The 19,847-nt window shown below is 34.6% G+C and carries 18 protein-coding genes; all 18 read right to left on the minus strand.

Annotation, left to right across the window (positions count from 1 at the left end; all coding sequences use genetic code 11):
- Positions 1-25: 25 nt before the first annotated feature.
- Positions 26-769, minus strand: coding sequence for a MerR family transcriptional regulator (locus JHK62_RS02425; protein ID WP_199575085.1), 744 nt, complete (start codon positions 767-769; stop codon positions 26-28).
- Positions 770-886: 117 nt separating this feature from the next.
- The gene (locus JHK62_RS02430; protein ID WP_199575086.1) at positions 887-1,945 is read right to left on the minus strand and encodes an LLM class flavin-dependent oxidoreductase; all 1,059 of its coding nucleotides are present in this window, start codon (positions 1,943-1,945) and stop codon (positions 887-889) included.
- 124 nt (positions 1,946-2,069) lie between these two features.
- Complete coding sequence (locus JHK62_RS02435; RefSeq protein WP_199575087.1) at positions 2,070-2,594, minus strand: DUF1697 domain-containing protein; 525 nt, start codon at positions 2,592-2,594, stop codon at positions 2,070-2,072.
- Between the two features lie 36 nt (positions 2,595-2,630).
- Positions 2,631-3,053: a YkvA family protein gene (locus JHK62_RS02440; RefSeq protein WP_199575088.1), complete on the minus strand. Its 423-nt coding sequence runs from the start codon at positions 3,051-3,053 to the stop codon at positions 2,631-2,633.
- 132 nt (positions 3,054-3,185) lie between these two features.
- Positions 3,186-3,911, minus strand: coding sequence for a DUF3307 domain-containing protein (locus JHK62_RS02445; RefSeq protein WP_199575089.1), 726 nt, complete (start codon positions 3,909-3,911; stop codon positions 3,186-3,188).
- Between the two features lies 1 nt (position 3,912).
- Positions 3,913-4,587, minus strand: coding sequence for a SatD family protein (locus tag JHK62_RS02450; protein WP_199575090.1), 675 nt, complete (start codon positions 4,585-4,587; stop codon positions 3,913-3,915).
- A gap of 156 nt (positions 4,588-4,743) precedes the next feature.
- Entirely contained in the window at positions 4,744-6,291 is a 1,548-nt protein-coding gene (gene ffh / locus JHK62_RS02455) for a signal recognition particle protein (protein ID WP_199575091.1), read from the minus strand.
- Between the two features lie 23 nt (positions 6,292-6,314).
- The gene (locus JHK62_RS02460; RefSeq protein ID WP_199575092.1) at positions 6,315-6,647 is read right to left on the minus strand and encodes a putative DNA-binding protein; all 333 of its coding nucleotides are present in this window, start codon (positions 6,645-6,647) and stop codon (positions 6,315-6,317) included.
- Positions 6,648-6,757: 110 nt separating this feature from the next.
- Entirely contained in the window at positions 6,758-8,446 is a 1,689-nt protein-coding gene (locus tag JHK62_RS02465) for an ABC transporter permease/substrate binding protein (protein ID WP_199575244.1), read from the minus strand.
- Positions 8,447-8,492: 46 nt separating this feature from the next.
- On the minus strand, positions 8,493-9,677 hold the full coding sequence (locus tag JHK62_RS02470; RefSeq protein WP_199575093.1) for a quaternary amine ABC transporter ATP-binding protein: 1,185 nt from the start codon (positions 9,675-9,677) through the stop codon (positions 8,493-8,495).
- Between the two features lie 123 nt (positions 9,678-9,800).
- Positions 9,801-10,421, minus strand: coding sequence for a GntR family transcriptional regulator (locus JHK62_RS02475; RefSeq protein ID WP_199575094.1), 621 nt, complete (start codon positions 10,419-10,421; stop codon positions 9,801-9,803).
- Between the two features lie 26 nt (positions 10,422-10,447).
- The gene (locus JHK62_RS02480; RefSeq protein WP_199575095.1) at positions 10,448-11,146 is read right to left on the minus strand and encodes a GntR family transcriptional regulator; all 699 of its coding nucleotides are present in this window, start codon (positions 11,144-11,146) and stop codon (positions 10,448-10,450) included.
- A 128-nt stretch (positions 11,147-11,274) separates the two neighbouring features.
- Positions 11,275-12,360, minus strand: coding sequence for an endonuclease/exonuclease/phosphatase family protein (locus JHK62_RS02485; RefSeq protein ID WP_199575096.1), 1,086 nt, complete (start codon positions 12,358-12,360; stop codon positions 11,275-11,277).
- A 176-nt stretch (positions 12,361-12,536) separates the two neighbouring features.
- The gene (gene nrdE, locus JHK62_RS02490) at positions 12,537-14,708 is read right to left on the minus strand and encodes a class 1b ribonucleoside-diphosphate reductase subunit alpha (RefSeq protein WP_199575097.1); all 2,172 of its coding nucleotides are present in this window, start codon (positions 14,706-14,708) and stop codon (positions 12,537-12,539) included.
- A gap of 10 nt (positions 14,709-14,718) precedes the next feature.
- Positions 14,719-15,108, minus strand: coding sequence for a class Ib ribonucleoside-diphosphate reductase assembly flavoprotein NrdI (gene nrdI, locus JHK62_RS02495; protein WP_199575098.1), 390 nt, complete (start codon positions 15,106-15,108; stop codon positions 14,719-14,721).
- 11 nt (positions 15,109-15,119) lie between these two features.
- On the minus strand, positions 15,120-16,133 hold the full coding sequence (nrdF, locus tag JHK62_RS02500) for a class 1b ribonucleoside-diphosphate reductase subunit beta (protein ID WP_199567403.1): 1,014 nt from the start codon (positions 16,131-16,133) through the stop codon (positions 15,120-15,122).
- Positions 16,134-16,712: 579 nt separating this feature from the next.
- Entirely contained in the window at positions 16,713-17,459 is a 747-nt protein-coding gene (locus JHK62_RS02505) for an ABC transporter ATP-binding protein (protein ID WP_199575099.1), read from the minus strand.
- 9 nt (positions 17,460-17,468) lie between these two features.
- Entirely contained in the window at positions 17,469-19,817 is a 2,349-nt protein-coding gene (locus tag JHK62_RS02510; protein ID WP_199575100.1) for an ABC transporter permease, read from the minus strand.
- Positions 19,818-19,847: the final 30 nt, after the last annotated feature.

The raw sequence follows: 19,847 nt of genomic DNA on the forward strand, positions 1-19,847 counted from the left end.
GATTGATTATCTCCGGTATTTTTAATTAATCAATATTTTCGTTAACATATGCTTGAATCACTTCGCTAATGTATTTTGCAGTGCCTTCGCCAAATTGATCGATATTATTTCTAAATTCATCATCTTGAACATAGTTTAGACCAATTTTTCCAAAAATCTCTAATGAACAATCAAACCCATACTGATTAATAAGATGATAAAGTTCTTCGGCCAGTTTTTTATTTTCAAGTGAAGAAATTTCTTCACCTTTTTTCATTTGGCTTGAAAATTGCGTGAACACGTAATTAAAAGCGTCCGTCATTATCTTTTCGTTACCCTTTTGTCTTTGTTTACTGACTTCAACAACTTTTTCACCATATTTTTCTTTGCCCTGCTTTTCATATTCTTGATGGTCTTGATAAGTAAATCCTTTGAATTGTTCTTTGGCTGTCATTTGTAATTTTCCCTCCTCAGCTAAAATTGTTTTTTCTAATGTTTCAATAAGTGTTAGCAGTTTGAATTTTTCTTGATTCATTAACTCTAATTGATTCTTTAGTTTATTAAGTCGTTGGGAATCATCCTTTGTTAGCAAATCCTTGATTTGTTTTAAAGAAAAACCAAGGTACTTGTAAAACAAAATCGTTTGAAGAGTGGCCAAATCTTCTCTAGTATAGTACTGATAACCAATATCATTTTTTTGTGGTGATAACAGACCAATTTTATCATAGTGATGTAAGGTGCGCACTGATACACCACTTATTTCACTGACTTTTTTAACTAAATAGGTCATTTGGAAATCCTCCTAACACATTTAGTATAAACTATTACCTAAGGTCAGTGTCAACACTTTTTTTAAAAAATTAAAAAAGAACTGATTTCTCAGTTCTTATATATCAAAAGGGCTCATTTAGTTTGCTTCTTTTTCTTTGTTAGCAAAGTATTCTCTTACTTTTGGTGCTACTTCTTCTCCGAAAATTCTAATGGCTTTTAAGACATCTTCGTGTGGCATAGAACCAACTGGTAAGTGAAGCATGAAGCGATCAAGTTTTAAGTCTTCAATCATACGGATTAATTTATTTGCAACTGTTTCAGCATCACCGACAAACATAGCACCATTAGGTCCAATTTGTTGAAGGTAAGCGTCATAAGTCAATTCAGTCCAATGAGGTCTATCTTTACTAATGTTATCAACTAATTGTTTGGTTGGGTAGAAGTATTCTTTTTCTGCTTTTTCTTTATCATCTGATAACCAACCCCATGAGTGAGCTGCTACAGTCATTTTACTTAAATCATGACCATGTGCACGACCAATTTCACGATAAAGTCTAATCAATTGACCAAATCCACGTGGATTACCACCAATAATCGCATAAACAATTGGAAGACCCATTTCAGCAATACGTTGTGTTGAGTGGAAATTACCACCTGTTGCTACTTGAATTGGTAATTTATCTTGAACAGATCTAGGATAAACAGGTCTATTATTAACTGTTTGTGTGTGTTTACCCTTCCAATTCAAATTAGTATTTTCTCTAATTTGAAGAAGCATATCTAGTTTTTCGTTGAATAATTCTTCATAGTCATTTAAGTCATAACCAAATAATGGGAAGGATTCAATAAATGACCCACGACCAGCCATAATTTCTGCTCTTCCATTTGAGAGAGCATCAATAGTAGCATATTGTTGATATACTCTGACAGGATCAATAGAAGAAAGAATTGTTACCGCGCTTGACAAGCGAATATTTTTAGTTTTTGATGCTGCTGCAGCAAGTAAAATTTCTGGCGCTGATACTGAAAAATCTTCACGGTGATGCTCACCAATCGCATAGATGTCTAAGCCGACCTCGTCTGCAAGAACCATTTCTTCAACCATGTTACGAATACGTTCATCATGTGAAATAGCTTTCCCAGTTTTTTCAAGCGGTGTTGTTTCTCCAAAAGAAGAAATACCTAATTCAATCATGTTATTACCTCACTTATTTAGATTTCGAAATATTTTATGTTGTTATTTTACCACTTCTAAATAAATTGGTAAAGTATTTTGACTTATTAGCTAAAATAAAAAATCACTTCATTTAAAAGTGATTTTATTTTTTTAATAATTTGTCTATCACAGCTATTTTTCTCATTGTTGCAGTGATACCTAAATTTTTCTCCAAGAAGTTAGTGTTTAGCTTCTTTTTAGGAGCTCCTTTAGGAAGATAGAGATAAAAACAGTCAGATCCAACAACTAATTCTTCTTGACCAAAGTCAGTGCCTTCTATTTTTGCTTGTGCTTCTTCTTCCCAACTATCATTAGTAAAAACTAAGTGAACACGGGTACTATCGTAGCTATCATTAAAAGGATTATTTGAAATGGCATTTTGGCAGTCTTCTACCGTTTTAATAATGACAGATAAATCGGCACCAATTTTTGCTTTGATGGTTTGCTGAATTAAAGCGGCAGTTTCTTTCTGTGATCGACTTGTTTGAAAAATCAGATTGCCACTTTGGATGTGGGAGCGAACCTTTTGAAAACCGATCTCTTCAAGAATTGTTACCAAGTAGGACATTTTAGGTATCTTATTTTTTCCTGTTGGCATGACACCTCTAAGAAGTGCGATTAGTTCCATCAAAATTTCCTTTCAAATCACTTATACTGTCTCTTTTTAGGCATCTATCACATTATCATTATTTTGTTCGCGCCATTTTTGGTATTTTTTTAAATCAGACTGTGCCATTTTCCATCCTTTTGAAAGAATGAAAGCATCATCTAAGAAGCCAAGAAACGGAATAGTATCTGGTACAATATCAAAGGGTGTTAAAAAGTAAATGAGGGCACTGACAATGAGTACAATCACTCCAGTTGGAACATCGGTATATTTCTTTTTAGCGTAACTATTCACTAGTGATGCCATCACTGGTATTGTTGCTAAAGTATCCCCTGCAACTGGTACTTTATGTAGTTTTTTTTCAATGTCGCTTAAGAATTTTTCGATTTTATCATCGTCACTTAATATCTTTTTAGCTTCATCATATCTTTTTTCAATTTCAGCTACAGCTCTACTATTTTTTAAATTGGTAAAATCCATTTGATTCTCACTTTCTTTTTTACATTTAATGTCAAATTATTTTTTATAGAATCATCTTTTTGTAATGATTTTAATTATTATATCATTATTTTCATAACTAGTCTTAAAACAAGAGCTAAAACACTCAATTTTTCACCAGCCATAAATGATTAAATAAGAAATGATAACTGCAATAATACTAAATAATGATCCTATCAAATAATATTCTGCAAATGCTTGGCTTTTAGAGATTTTATCGTAGCGGGCAATCGATTTTGCGGTAAAGATTAAGCCAATAGCTGGAATTTGTCCCATAAGGAGAAATAAAGCTGTTGCTAAACGCTCAAGATTACCAATAACAGCTCCTGCTCCTTTAATACTCTTATCTTCTGTTTCTTTGACCTGGTATTTTTGGAAAACTATTTTAAAGACAATATTGATTGGCTTTGTTATTAAAGCTAAGAATAAAGCTAGTTGTAGCCATTGATAGTAGTGATAAAGATACTGAGGCGCGTGATTTGTCCTAAAGAAAAAGTAAAGTAAAACAATGCAGGCTAAATGACAGAATTGATCAACTAAAAAGGCAACAACAGTAGCATTTTTTCTTTTAATTAGTTTATCCAGTGAACATTTAACATAATCAATCACCACATGGCTAACCCAAATCATCGCATAATAGCCAAAGAAGTTTGGTGCTAAAATAATTAAAATAATCATTGGTAAGAATACGCCTAAATAGTGTTTATAGAGATAACGACCTTTAAACACTTTTTTATCAGCCATTTCTTGACTTTGGAAATGAAAATCAGCTAGTACATGTGCTAATAACATCAATGTCAGTACCGGTTGCTGAGATAAATAATCAGAAATTATGGTCATCCTAGTCTCCTTCTCCTTCTTCTTTAATAGCGCTTAGAATAGAAGTCATAGCTTGACGTTTGAGTCGTAAATATATCTTGAGTCCACTGGCTTTAAGCCTTTTATTAAAAGCACTTGGTGTTAAAGATAATAAGTGGGCGATTTTTTTATGCTCAAATTTTTCATCATAAATGCCTTGTTCTAAAAGAGAAAACATAATTTTTTCTTGTGTTTTTGTCCATTTAGATTTAATGAATTCTGCAGCAGAAACTAAACTGTTGACACTTCTTTTTAATGCATCATTTTCTAAATCAACAGCAATAGTATTTGTACCATAGTCATTATTATCATGAATGTAATCAATTGCTTTTCTTGCATGCCAATAAGCCGGACCATCAGATCCGATACTTTGCTTTTCATTAATATCTGTCAATATTTCTCCTACCCCAATGCCAAAACGAAGATGATAAGGTTGAAATTGTGCAGAAATGACTTCAATTATCTCAAAGACATCCTGATTCGGTAATAATAAAGCTTGAAATTCATCACCTGTTGTTATAGTAAATGGTGATTTTAAAACTTTCTCATATTTTTTATTGATATCCGCTATTAATGTCATAAGCCTTTTTTGAGCTTGAGAACGTTCTTTGATTGATTTTGAAGAGATAATATCTCCTATAATTGCAATATAAATCATTCTTATCTCCTTTATAATGTCCATTATAACAGACATTTTAAAAAATGTCCATTGTGACGGAAATCATTAAAAATGTCCATTATAACAGACATTTTCAGAAATTTCCGTTTTAAGACAAAAAAGTTTACATAAATTTAATTATGTAAACTTAATGATTTATTTTCTTTTTCTTTTTGCTTTTTTAAGTTTCTTGGCCATTTTTTTCATGGAGTGTTTCATAGCCATTTCACCAATTTTACCTTTAAAGCCACCTCCAAGTAGTTGGCTCATATCCATATCACCACCACCTAAAGCAGACATATCAGGCATTCCTGGCATCCCACCTTGACTTAAGGCACTCATATCCATGTTTTTAGGCATTTTGCTAGGGTCAATTCCCATTTGTTTCATCATCTTATTCATATCACCAGACATGGCACCTTGCATCATGGCTTTAGCTTGGTTGAAATCTTTAATAAACTTATTGACTTCGATAAAGGAATTACCAGAACCCCCTGCTATACGACGTCTGCGACTTGGAGATAACAAATCAGGATTTTCACGTTCTTCAGGCGTCATAGAAGAAACAATGGCACGTTTTCTAGCAATCTCTCTTTCATCTATTTTGAGGTTAGCTAGCGCTGGATTTCCAGCCATTCCAGGAATCATTTTAAGGATGTCTTCCATTGGACCCATATTTTGGACTTGGTCTAATTGTTCGATGAAATCATTAAAATCAAAGGTGTTTTCACGCATTTTTTCAGCGAGTTGCATTGATTTTTGTTCATCATACTCCTGACTAGCTTTTTCAATCAGGGTTAATAGGTCACCCATACCAAGAATACGGCTAGCCATACGATCTGGATGGAATGTCTCAATATCTGTAATCTTTTCACCGGTCCCGGTAAATTTAATCGGTTGACCAGTAATATGACGAACAGAAAGTGCCGCACCACCTCTTGTATCACCATCAATCTTGGTTAAAACAACACCAGTAATATCAAGTTGTTCATTAAATTCACGAGCAACATTTGCTGCTTCTTGACCAATCATGCTATCAACGACAAGCAAAATCTCGTTTGGATTAGCAAGCGCCTTGATATCACGAAGCTCTTTCATCAGAATCTCATCAATTTGAAGTCGGCCAGCTGTATCAATCAAGACATAGTCATTATGATTTTCACGAGCCTTGTTAAGCCCTTGAGTGACAATCTCAACCGCAGAATGCTCAACGCCCATATCAAAAACAGGGACACCGATTTGTTCACCAAGAGTTTTTAACTGATCAATTGCTGCAGGACGATAAATATCGGCTGCAATCATCAAAGGTCTTGCTTTTTCTTCTTTGATTAATTTATTGGCTAACTTACCAGCAAAGGTTGTTTTACCAGCCCCTTGAAGACCAACCATCATGATAATGGTAGGAATTTTAGGCGCTTTTTCAATGTGAGATGTTTCTGATCCCAAAACAGTTGTCAATTCATCATTAACAATTTTAACCATTTGTTGCGAAGGGTTTAAGGTATCAATAACCTCATGCCCAATAGCACGTGTCCGAACACGTTTAATAAACTCCTTAACAACAGGTAAGGCAACGTCGGCTTCAAGAAGGGCTAATCTAATTTCTTTAGTGACCTCTTGAACATCCTTTTCAGATAATTTCTTCTTACCCCTTAGATTCTTAAAAACACCCTGTAAGCGTTCTGTTAAACTCTCAAATGCCATTATTTTATCTCCTATTTTCTTACTTAATCGTTATTATCAATACTAGTTAAAAAAGTTAATTTTTCAATCAGATAAGAATCATCTGAGTATCTTGTCATTAAATCATCTAGAATTTCACTACGAACAATATAATCAGAATACATGTGAAGTTTTCGTTCATAGTCTTCAAGGATTTTTTCTGTTCTCTTAATATTGTCATAAACAGCTTGGCGACTAACTTGGTATTCATCAGCAATCTCAGCTAAACTATAATCATCAGCATAGTAAAGCTCAATATAATTCATCTGCTTATCCGTTAAAAGTGCTGCGTAAAATTCAAATAAAGCATTCATACGATTTGTTTTTTCAATTTCCATAAGGATATTATAGCAAAATTCTATCTTTTTTAATAGTCACGAAAAGAGCTTTTATGGAATATCTAAAAGACAAGAAAAACAAGAGTTTAAAAACTCTTGTTTTAGTTAGTTTATTTAGCCCATTTTTCAATAGTAGCTTTGTTTTCACTAACCCATTTTTGAGCAGCTTCTTTTTCACTAGCACCATTTTGAATATCAAGCATAACGGCTTCCATGTCCTCAGAAGTCCACTCAAAGTTATCAATAATTTGATAAGCTTCAGGATGATCTTCTTTTAGGCCAAGACGAGCCATTGTTTTAATACTTTCTGAGCCACCAAAGACACCTTCTGGGTCTTCAAGATATTTCAAATCATACTTGGCAAACATCCAGTGAGGAGACCAACCAGTAACAATAATTTCTTCTTTTGCTGAAATAGCTTTATCAAGAGCTGTTACCATGGCACCTGTTGAAGAAGATGAGACTTGCCAACCTGACAGATTAGAATAAGTTTCTAAAGCAGAATCAGCACCTGCCATAATTCCGGCCCCTGGTTCAATACCTGTAATGGTTTTTTTAGCTTCGTCTGAGAGTTCAGAAATACTATTAGCTGAAACATAACTTGGAACAACTAAGCCTAGTTTAACGCCCTCTAAGTTAGGTCCTAAATCTTCAAGACTATCCTTATAGGTATCATAAAGTTCAGCATGGGTAACTGGCAACCAAGCACTAACAGAAGCATCTGTTGTTCCTTCTGCTACCGATTTCCAAACAACTGAGTTATCTAGTGGTGTTAATTCAACATTATAGCCATATTCTCTTAGGACTTCGGCTAAAACATTGGTGGATGCAATTTCTGAATCCCATTGAACATAAGATAAACGAATCGTTTCTTTAGTCGTTTTATTAGTTGACATCACATTCTTAGCTATACCAACACCAATAACTGCTACAATAGCAATAACGGCAATGACTTTTTTAATCATAGGTGAAGCAGGTTTATAGGATGATTTGTAGTTTGCTAACTGACTAATTCTATCAATTAATATCGCTAAAATAACTAGGGCTAAACCATTAACAAATCCTGAACCAATATCAGCTTTTTGAAGGGCAGATAAGACACCACGACCAAGTCCTGGAGACCCGATCATTGATCCAGTAACAACCATTGATAAGGCAAGCATAATTGTTTGGCTAATCCCTGCAACAATTGTATCTTTCGCAATTGGCAATTCAACCTTGAATAATTTTTGACGTGGTGTACTACCAAATGAGTCTGCTGCTTCTGATAATTCAGCTGAGACTTCACGAATACCTAGATTGGTAAAACGTACAGTTGGTGGTAATGCAAAAATAACTGAGGCAAATACACCAGGAACCATACCAATACCAAAGAAGGCAACAGCAGGAATGAGATAAACAAAGGCTGGCATTGTTTGCATAAAGTCAAGTATCGGACTAATGATTTGACGGAAACGATCACTCTTTGCCATCCAAATACCGAGGGGAATCCCTAGTATAACTGAGATCACACTGGCAACCAATACTAAAGTAAAGGTATTGATTAAATCTCCCCATAAGCCTTGATTATAAATAAAAAGTAAACCAAGTAAGGTAAATAAGGCTAGACCAAAACTTTTCTTAGATTTTTTTCTAGAAAGAAAGTAGGCTAGAGCCGTTATTAGAGCGATTAAAACAAATGGATTAATAAATGTAAGGTAGGAAGTAATGTAATCCATAGCACTACTACCACCCGATTGGATAACATCAAACAAACCTGAGAATGTTTTTGTTGTCCATGTGGTTAAATTTTCTACCATCTCTGCGACGGGTAATTTAGTTTGTAAAAAAAACACAATTTTCTCCTTATTCTTCGGTATCTTTTGCTAATGATTCAATGACAGAACCCTTGATGACAACACCAAGCAAGTGATCGTTATCACCAACAACAGCTATGGGACTAGAAGAATCATAAATCAACGGTAAGATATCTGTTACCAGAGTATCCTCAGTTACTTTTCTAACATCAGTATCCAAAACCTCTTTTAAAGTAAGGTGCTTGCGATTAGCTTCAAGAGCTGCATCTGCTGTAATAACACCTTGTAATTGACGTTTTCTATTGATTGCCATCAACATACTAACTTGTTCTGTTTTCATTCTGTTTAAGGCCATTTTTGGACCATCACTATCAATATTAGCAATAACAGGTTTGATCATAATATTTTGAGCTGTCAAGACTTTTGAACGGTCAACATCTTCAACGAAGTCGCGCACAAAATCATTAGCTGGATTAGTTAGAATTTCTTCACCAGTACCAATTTGCATAATTTGGCCATCTTTCATAAGAGCAATTCTATCACCGATACGTAATGCCTCATTAAGATCATGTGTGATAAAGATAATCGTTTTTTGAACTTTTGCTTGGAGTTCTAGTAGTTCATCTTGCATATCTTTTCTAATCAACGGGTCTAAGGCAGAGAAGGCCTCATCCATGAGTAAAATCTCAGGATCGTTTGCAAGAGCACGTGCTAAACCGACACGTTGTTGCATCCCACCAGATAATTGATCAGGGTATTGATCTTTATATGGCAGTAAACCTGAATTGTCAAGAGCTTTCTCAGCTCTAACGATTCTTTCATCTTTTGGAACACCTCTTAACTCTAGACCAAACTCAGTATTTTCTAATATTGTTTTGTGAGGTAAAAGTGCAAAACTTTGGAAGACCATGTTTAGAGTATTACGGCGTACTTCTCTTAGTTCTTCCTTGTTCATTTTTGAGATATCAGAACCATTGATATAGATATCACCACTTGAAGGTTCTATAAGTCTGTTTAAAAGACGGATTAGGGTAGATTTACCACTTCCAGATAATCCCATGATGACAAAAATTTCACCTTCTTCAACTGAAAAGTTGGCATCATAAACACCAACCGTTGCTCCGGTTTTTTTAAAGATCTCATTTTTTGTCTTATTATCTTTAATCATGCTTAAAGCTAATTTTTGTTTTTTACCAAATATTTTTGTTAAGTTTTTAACTTCTAATTTGATCATTTATTGCCTCTTTCATTCTTTCTTTTCTAACTGACCATTCTATTTTATATCAATGTGGTCACTTTTGTCAAATAGAAAGCACCTATGAAAAATAGGTGCAAATAAGAATGACATCTAAAAGTGTCAAGTATTAATAAAATGTTGCATCCGTAAAAACGACATCTCATCACCGACAAAAAAGACAGAATCATCCTTATTTAACAAGGTATAAGGATCAGGCGATAAAATCAATTGACCTTGTTTTTTTATAGCAATGACTGTTGCTCCTGTATGTTGCCAAATATTTAGTTCTTGTAAAGATTTTCCGTGATTAGAAAAATCACCTACTGTTAGCTCATAAGGCTCAAAAGGAAACTCTTTTTTTAGAAGACTTGATTGTTCGAGAAGATTTTGAACGAGATTAGAAAGTCTGTCCATTTCCTTTTTTTGCTTCTTAAGGTTATTTTGGATATCATGTCCAAGTGATTTTAAAGAGTTGCTAATATTGAACTGCTTCATATAGGCAATCGCATTTTCTTTTGAAATAACAAAAGCACCGCTACCTTGTCTAACTTCTAAGATGTCTAAATCAACTAAAACATTGATGGCTTTTCTAGCTGTCTCAGGAGAGACATTAAAAGTACTTGCAATCGTTGAACGTGATTTTATTTTTTCACCAACACTAAATTTACCGTCTGCTATTCTTTGAGCAATTCCAATAGCTACTTTTTGGTAGCGAGAGTTAATCAATTCATTTTCTGTCATCTATTTTTCCTTATATGGTTTCAATTTTAATTATTTTCCAGATAAAACTCAAAACGATCTCCCACGTATTGACTTCTAACATATTCAAAAGGTGTGCCATCTGTAAAATAAGAAACCTGAGTGAGTCCTAAAATAGCATGTCCCTTATTAACGTCAAGAAATTTTGACACTTTTTCATTAGCCACTTTAGCATAAATCGTTTGTTCGCTCTTTCCAATCTGGTAGCCATTTTCAGTTAGTGTCTTAAAAAAATGCTCTGTAATTTCCGTACGGTTGAATGATGAAATTAAACGCTCAGGAATGCTAGCCACTTCAAAAACCAAGGGAAGCTTGTCTGCATAACGCACACGCTCCATTCTGATCACAGTTTCATCTGCTTTTAACTTAAGATAGCGTCTTTCAGTGTCACTAGCTAATTTTTTTTGAAAGGAAATCAACTGGCTGGATGGTGTTTTACCTTGAGAGGTGACAATTTCAGTAAAACTGGTTGTTCCTCGCATTTTTTCTTGCACTCTTTTGCTGGCAACATAGGTCCCACTACCAACTCTTCTTTCAAGAACACCTTCTTCAACTAAAAGAGAGATAGCCTGTCGAAGCGTCATACGACTGACACCAAAATCATCTGCCAAATCGCGTTCACTAGGCAAACGATCTCCGATTTTCCAGATGCCTTCTTCAATGTCTTTTTTGATATGATCATGAATTTTAATATATGCAGGTATCATAACAACTCCTCTTTTAAATAGTAAAATGTGTCAGTCATTGAAATCATTAATAATCTCTACTACACTTCCCAACAAGTAGCAATCAAACATCTACTATAATACTTTTATCAATAAGAAGCATTAAACAATTAATCGTTCAACATAAAATCAAGCACAATGGGATTATGGTCAGAATACTCAAAATCTTGTTGATAGGTTTCAACCTGATTAACTGACACGTTTGGGGTGGCAATAAACCCATCAATAATGTAGTAGGCCATATCTTTACTTGATGCATCATAAATCTTATGAAGTGAGCGACAAGATGGTGTTAGACTCTCATCTCTAAGAAGTTGGTAGCCTTCTGGTAGAATACTGTCATCTAAGACACCAGGTTTCCAAATGTCATCAGATAGTTCAAATGGAAGCTCTTCTAATGGAAACAGGGATTGATTGAAATCACCACCAGCAATCACATAGTTACCTTTTTCGTACTCTTCTTTCATTAGGTTAATCAGTTCACGTGTTTGTGTTTCACGCCCACCAGTGTCATCATAAGCTTCAAGATGAAGATTGACAAGGACTAATTCTTTGTCTGATCCTTCAATAGGTAAGCGAGTGGTCAATAGACATCTCTTTAAATTTGCTAGACGAACTGGCCATTTAAAGGGAACAGTCAAGGAAACACGATTGGCTTCTCCTACGTCATAACGACTATTGGTTAAAAGACCAGAATCCATTTTCCCAAGAGGTGGAAATGGTACTGGAACAAAAGCTACTTTGTAATTCTCTGCAAAAAGACTTTTTCCATCAAAAACGTTTTGATTAAGGTAATCTTGTTCATTAATACCATAACTACGTCTAGAGTCGATATCAACCTCTTGTAAAAGTGTAAAATCTGCATCAATTGTTTGAAGAATTTCTGAAATTCCTTCTAGATTTTTTTCCACCAAACCTTTATCTTTAGGAAAGACTTGTTTTCCACCATCCATGAAGAAATCTGATTCTTTACCCATACCAGCAAAACCCATATTGAAAGAAACAATACTTAATTCTTTATTTTTAGGAACTGTTTTTTCTACCGTCTTTTCAAGGGGGATTCTAGTAACTTCGTCGGGCTTAAATTCGGTCACTGTTAAAAATAAAATTAAACCGACAAAAGCAGAAATTGCTAGAGTAATGATGAATCCTAGGATTTTAAAGATGGTTTTAATCACATTTCTTTCTTTTTTCATTCTTGTCCTCCTCTTACTAGCTTTTATTATATCATAAAGAAAAGACCAATTTCATACTTATAAGTGAAATTTTTTTCAAAATTTTAATGTGTCAATTGCAATGAAAAAAATAAAGAGACAGCGAATCCTCACTGTCTTTTTTATGGTTTCCAATTCAATTAAATCTATCAAAAGATTTAAATCATGCAAGCTTCACATAATTCAGCATATGACTCACCAAGATTGTCAATTAACTCATCTTGATCGTAGAGCTCACTTCCTTCTAAGGTATCTTGTCTCACACGAACATAATAAATGGAAGCACATTTTTCCTTAAAGGCGTGAATATAGGCTCTATTCAAGTCACGTGTTGTCGCTTTATCAGTCATAAAGAGGGTTAAGGAAATGGCTTGATCAACATGTTTTTGTGCTGCAGCTACAATATTGATGATTGGTTCTGGTCCAACTTCATAAGCCCCTTGTTGATAATAAACATAGTTGTCATTATCAATCTTATAAGACGACACATAAACACGACCAATTTTACCTTCTTTTCTCACTTCTACTGGTGAAACGACAGGCTGTAAACTTGGTGTACAAGATGAAAGATAACTAATAGAACCTGTTGGTGCCACTGCCATCAAGTGAGCATTAGCAATACCAGTTTCTTTAATGTCAGCAACCAATTGTTGCCATTCTTTTTGGGTCGGCAAATGGAAATGATAACTATCAAAAAGGGCTTTTATTTTCTCACTTTGAGGCACGATTTCTTCACTAATGTATTTTTCAAAGTATGACCCATCAGCAAAAGAAGAGTCTTTAAAGCCATCAAAAGCACCGTGTGTTTGGGCAAGTTTTTGAGATGCTTTAAACGCATAGAAAGCCATAGCATAGAAGAACAAATCAGTAAATTCTACTGCTTCTTTTGAATCATAGTAGATGTGGTTAGTTGCTAGGAAACCATGAAGGTTCATGGCACCTAAACCAACGGCATGATTATTTTGATTGCCTTTTTTAATAGATGGCGCACTGTCTAAATCTGAAGAACGAGACACGCTATCAAGTGAGCGAATACTGTGTTCGATTAAAGATTCAAAGTGCTCTGCATCATCCATTGCTTTAGCAATATTGATAGAACCTAGATTACAACAGATATCCTCACCAATTTTAGTGAAACTCAAATCCTCACTAAATTCACTCATTGTACTAACTTGCGCGATTTCTGAGCAGAGGTTAGACATGACAATTCTCCCTTTTTTCTTGTGTGGATTTCTCTCATTGACAGTATCTTCAAACAAGATATAAGGATAGCCAGACTCAAAATGAAGTTCAGCAATCATTTGGAAAAGCTTACGGGCACTGATATAGGTTTTTGTAATGTCATCATTAGCCACCAAAGCATCGTATTCCTCAGTGATTGAAATGTCTGACATCGGCTTACCATAGACACGCTCAACATCATAAGGTGAAAAGAGCGCCATTTCTTTATTGTCTTTAGCTAGCTGGAAGGTGATGTCTGGAATAACAAGACCTAACGATAGTGATTTGATACGAATTTTTTCATCAGCATTTTCACGTTTGGTGTCTAAAAATTTTAAAACTTCTGGATGGTGTGCACTAAGATACACAGCCCCTGCTCCTTGTCTTTGCCCTAGTTGGTTGGCATAAGAAAAAGAATCTTCTAATAATTTCATCACAGGCACAATACCCGTAGATTGATTTTTAATACCTTTTATTGGAGCTCCAAATTCACGAAGATTAGTTAAACAAAGAGCAACTCCACCGCCACGCTTTGATAGTTGTAGACTGGTACTAATACCTCTTGAAATAGACTCCATGTTGTCTTCTACTCTTAGTAAGTAGCAAGAAATAAATTCACCACGTCTTTTTTTACCAGCATTCAAAAATGTTGGTGTCGCAGGTTGAAATTTATTGCTAATAATATCATCAAGTAATGAAAGAGCAAATGTTTCATCACCATTAGCTAAGAAAAGAGCATTCATAGCAACACGATCTTCAAAGTTTTCTAAAAAGTATTTAGCATCATCTGTTTTTAAGGCGTAAGCATTGTAAAACTTTAAAGCACCCATAAAATTTAAAAAAGTAAATTCTTTTTCGTAGGCTTTTTCAAATAATTGTAGAACAAATTCACGACGATATAGATTTAAAACAGCTTCATCATAATAATCATTAGCTATTAAGTAATCAATTTTTTCTGATAATGAGTTAAATGCCATAGTGTTTGGCTTGATGTATTCTTCTAAATAACTAGAAACAGCTTCCTTGTCTGCTGAAAAAAGATAATTGCCATTCTTATCTTTAAATCGTGTCATAGCATTTAAAGAAAGATATTTTTCCGAGTTTTTCATTGTTTTCCTCTCACTCATATGAATCTAAGATGTTTTGCACTTTTAAAACATCGCTTTGTGTCCCTAGTAACTCAAATTGATGTAAGAGTGGGACTTGTAGTTTTTGTGAAATAATTGGGCCTGCTATCGCAAACGTATCGCCAAAATTAGTATTTCCTGAAGAAATAACTGCTTGACAATGTTTTCTATTTTGTGGTGAATTTAAAAAATGAATGACCTGTTTTGGCACAGCTCCCCTTACTTCATTACCACCACCAGCATAGGTTGGTACAATCAAGATATAATCCTCAGAAACAGACAAATCAGTCTTTTTAACTGGGATGCGTAAATTCTTGCAGTTAAGCTTTTCAACGAAACGATGCGTATTATTGGATTTCGAAGAAAAATAAACAACTAACATGTTAAACTCCTTTAAAATTCCCAATCCTCATCAAGTGTTTCTTCGCTAACACCCATCACATAAGATGAGCCATTCCCTGAGAAGAAATCATGATTTTCATCAGCTCTTGCCGATAGTTGAGCAAACACTTCTGGTGAAATGCTAGTTTCTTCATCAGTAAAAGGCGAATCATAACCAAGATTTTGTAAAAACTTACCAGCATTGTAAACACTAAAACGAATGGCTTCTTCAGCGATATCAAATCCTTCATAGAGTTCATACAAGTAGGCTTTTTCAAGGTCGATTAACTGATAAAGCAAGTCAAAAACAAATTGTTTCATTTCTTCTTGCTTTTCTTTAGGTAATTTAGCCACTTTTTGTTGGTACTTATAACCACTATAATAGTTATGAATGACCTTATCACGTAAAATCAGACGGATAATATCAGACGTGTTAGGCAATTTTCCTCTAGCTGATAGATAAAACGGTAGATAAAAACCACCATAGAGTAAAAATCCTGGCATCATAGCAGCAGCTACTTTGGATTTTAGTGGGTCAGACCCAGTATAAAATGGAATAAGAATTCTTGCTCGAGCCTGTAGACTCTCAGTAGCAACAACCCATTCATGTGCTTCTTCTATTTGCTCACTCGTACATAAGGTTGAGAAAATAGTGCCGTAAGATCTTGCATGAATAGCTACCATAAAAGCAAAATTGGTATAAATCGCCTGTTCATGATCTGTTTGAGAATGTTGAATTTGAGCAATATCCCCTACTGTCGCTTGAATGGTGTCTAAAAGCGTCAAACCCGTAAAGGTTCTAGTGATTAGTTGTTGCCAGTCTTCTGAAAGACCATTCCATGAGTTTAAGTCGTTTGAAACGGGAATCTTTTCTGGTAACCAAAAATTTTGTGTGACTCTGTTCCAAACTTCAAGATCTTTATCATCTTGCAACTTGTTCCAATTGATAGAGCGCATTGGCATCTCTTGACGATTTATTGCCCAGTCGATTGGTGACTGTGATTCGGTAAAGTAGTTTTTACCCATACGATTTCTCCTGTTTTAACTATTTTGAGTTTTTGGGTACACAAAAAGCCCTTCAAATGAGTGCTCATTTGAAAAAATTTTGCAACTATTTTTGGTTCTAGCAAACTCGGACTAAATCCAACTGTTTTGTGAAGCTTTAACACTTCTTTTCACGAGTAATACAAGGTGGGCATAAAAACGCTCTCATGCCTCACTTTCTTTAAATGTATACTACCAAAAAAAAATAGAACTGACAAGCTATTTTTGCAATTTTTATAACCTTTGTAAAAGATTGATGTATAATTAAACGTATTTAAAGACTGTATTCTTATAATTATCTTTATCGATTTTTTCCAGAAAAAAATCTAATATTATTAAAAAGCTTTAAAAATCAAGAGAAATAACAATTTGAAAGGTTTGATCATTTAATTATTATTTTTAATAAAAATTTTTTTGCTAAAAACACAATATATAGACAAAAAATAATGAAACACCCCCACATTTTGTGAAAGTGTTGCAAATTTTAGCAGATTATCAAAGTCAATTTTTTAAAAAAGAGTATAGAATTTTGAAAAAAGACTTTTATTAGTATATGACTTTTTAAAACGATTGTTGGCTAAGCCAATCGATCATCATTTTTTCACGTTGATCACTATCATCCGTTGGAAGCTCATCAAGACGAATTTGATTAGTTATTTGACCATCTGCCAAAAAGATGACACGACTGGCTTGTGCAGCTACTTTGGGATCATGTGTGACAAGGACTAAGGTTGTTCCTTCTTGATTAATATCCTTAAGTATAGTCATCACTTCATTTGATGTTGCAGAATTAAGAGCTCCAGTAGGTTCATCCCCAAAAATAATTTTGGGGTGATTGATCAAAGCACGACAGATGGCTGCACGTTGTAATTGCCCACCAGATACCATGGTGATATCATGCTCAGCCACCTTTAAAATGCCTGTCTTTGCCATCAACTCTTCAGCATGAGCCACTACTTCTTTTCTCGGCAAGAGATTGGCCTTAAAACCTGGTAAGATGATATTGTCACGAATCGATAAGTTTTTTAGAAGGTGAGACTTTTGAAAAATAAAGCCCATTTTTTCCAATCGTAGTTGACTCAATGCCTTATCATCCAATTTGGTTAATTTCTTATTTTCAAATAATAGTTCACCACTTGTTGGCACATCCATTCCACTAATTTGATACAAAAGAGTCGACTTCCCAGAGCCTGATTGACCCATGATAACAAGAAATTCACCTTCTTCAACAGTCATCGTGATATCCTTTAAAACAAGTGTGTCAGAAAACTGTTTTCTGAGATTTTTAACCTCTAATAAACTAGCCATAAGCTTCTCCTATTCATTGATGAATGACAAAATGTGTTCTTTTTTTATTGTCCTAGTTCTTATCCAAACGACAATGCCAACAACAAAAAGTAGTAAAATCGGAAAGATTACATAGTAAATCCCAAAATGACCGATAAATGTTATCTTGGTTATCCCAACATTTAAAAGTGAAAAGAAAGCACTGACTATTTTCTCACCAAAAATCATAGCCAATAAAACACCAAAAAAACTCCCAAGAAATGTGACGATAATCATCTGATATAGGTATTGTTTTCGAATGGCAAAGCTTGTAAATCCAAGAGCCTTTAAGATGGCTATTTGAGACTTATCATGCGCTAAACGTAAGGACACAAACAAGATGAGTAAAAAACTCATAATCAATAAACCAATAAGAGTAAGCAGAACTGTTGCCACTTTTATTTGTTGGGTCACTGCTCCAAGAGTTTGATTAAGAAAGACCGAAACATCTTCAACATCAAGGTCACTTGGTAAGGCTTGACGCCACTCATTGACTTTAACTTCAGTTCTTTTTTCATCTTTTAGCCAAATAAGCCATTGATAACGTGAAGAGGTTAAATGGGAAAAATCCGAAATGGTTTTAGCCGTTAACCCACCATTAGTAATATCTTGATAGATACCAGAAATAAGATAACTAACGTCTTCATTGTTGACACGCAGTAAAATAGCATCTCCCACTCCTTTACCCAGTTCATTTGCATTTAACTGAGAAAGAGCTATTTCCTTATCAGTTTGTGGTGCTTGTCCTACAAGGTACTTGAGACCTTTGCCTGCACTTGGCCCACTATCGATTTTCAAGGTCTTCCAGTCGTTTTGGCTCGTTTTGGCTTCAAGGCGTACTTCTTTCAATATTTCAAAACGATAAAGGTCGATATCATTAGCCAAAAAATCTTTAATTTGTTGCGCATCATTCTCAGAAGCTTCATTAACTGTCATTGTCATCATAATATCTGAAACAGGAGCTCCAAGATAAGACATGAAATTCTTGTCAGTCATTGTGGTGACCAGTTGACTAGGTAGCAACATCATCAGGATTAAAAGAAAACTTGTTATCGCAATCAATTTAAAATGAGACAGGGCATCAAAAACAGTTTTAAATGCTAAGAGAAAATCAAGAGAAAGGTTTGGTAGTTTAGACAAGTTATCTCGACTTTTTTTACTCTTCTTAAAGCCTTTTTCCTCAACGAGTGCCTCAACTATGGTTAGTTTCTTAATAGCTTTCAAAAGCATTTTACAGTATGTCGTACTAATCAGATAGATAATGAGAAAAATAAAGACAGGAGTAAGATAAATCAAGGTATTCGTACCAGAACTGGTAAAGCGTTGATTAATCGACTGTAAAAATGTTGGTACGATTAAAAGACTAAGTACATAACCAAGACTCAAGCCGATAAGGATAATGACTCGGTACTTATGGTAATAAAAATACCTGATATCCTTGAAGGGAAAACCAATCGCTTTCATGATGCCAATATCATTAATACTTTCTTCTAAACTAGCCATGAGCGTGTATCTAATCGCTAACAAGGCTAGAAAAATCAGAGAAAAACTAACCAGCACAGTCATCGCAACAAGAATAATATCTTCCAGAGCACTAATCAGGAAAATTTGACTGTAGGTGATGGCTGGGCCATTACTTGGAAGGCCTGCATTTTCATAAGCGGTTTGATAAGCATTTGCTAGTGCTTGATTCTCCATATAAGCTTCAATAATGTACTCGATATTTTTTGTTTTTACAAACAAGTCATCAAAATCTTTATCATTAAGAAGAATCCTGGTTGACGAAACAAGCGAGGAATTCATTTGAGCATCGTGGACATAAGTGGCAACTTTAAACGACTTTTTAATCCCATCACAGGTCACTGTCACCGTATCACCCATTTTTATCGCATAGTGGTCTAAAAGAATGATTGGAATGCCTATCTCACCAGGCTTCAACTGGATAATCTGACGCTTGTCATCCAAAAGAAAATCAAAATCGCTATTTTGCTTCACTAAACCGATATCAATTCTTGACTCAGCAAGAGAAAAAGAATTATTTCCTTTGATAGTAAGATCTGAGCCATCAAGATTAATCATGGCAACTGTTTGTCCTTTGGAAAATCCTTCAAATTGAGCATTAAAGCGATTGATGACTTCTTGGTCTAAGTCACCCTTGTGCATTTGCAGAAAGTGTGGTGGCTTTGCCACATCATACATTGCTGTCATAGACGTCATCAAGTGCGTCACAATCATCGTTGACAGCATTAAAAGAACACTGGAAAAAGTGATAAATAACACCAAAGATAAATAACCAAGGGGATTTCTTTTGATATCATTTTTAATCATCTTTGTCTTCATAACTTTTCTCCACTTCTTGCTTCAAAGAAA

The organism is Streptococcus pacificus (assembly GCF_016481305.1).
Lineage (GTDB): Bacteria > Bacillota > Bacilli > Lactobacillales > Streptococcaceae > Streptococcus > Streptococcus pacificus.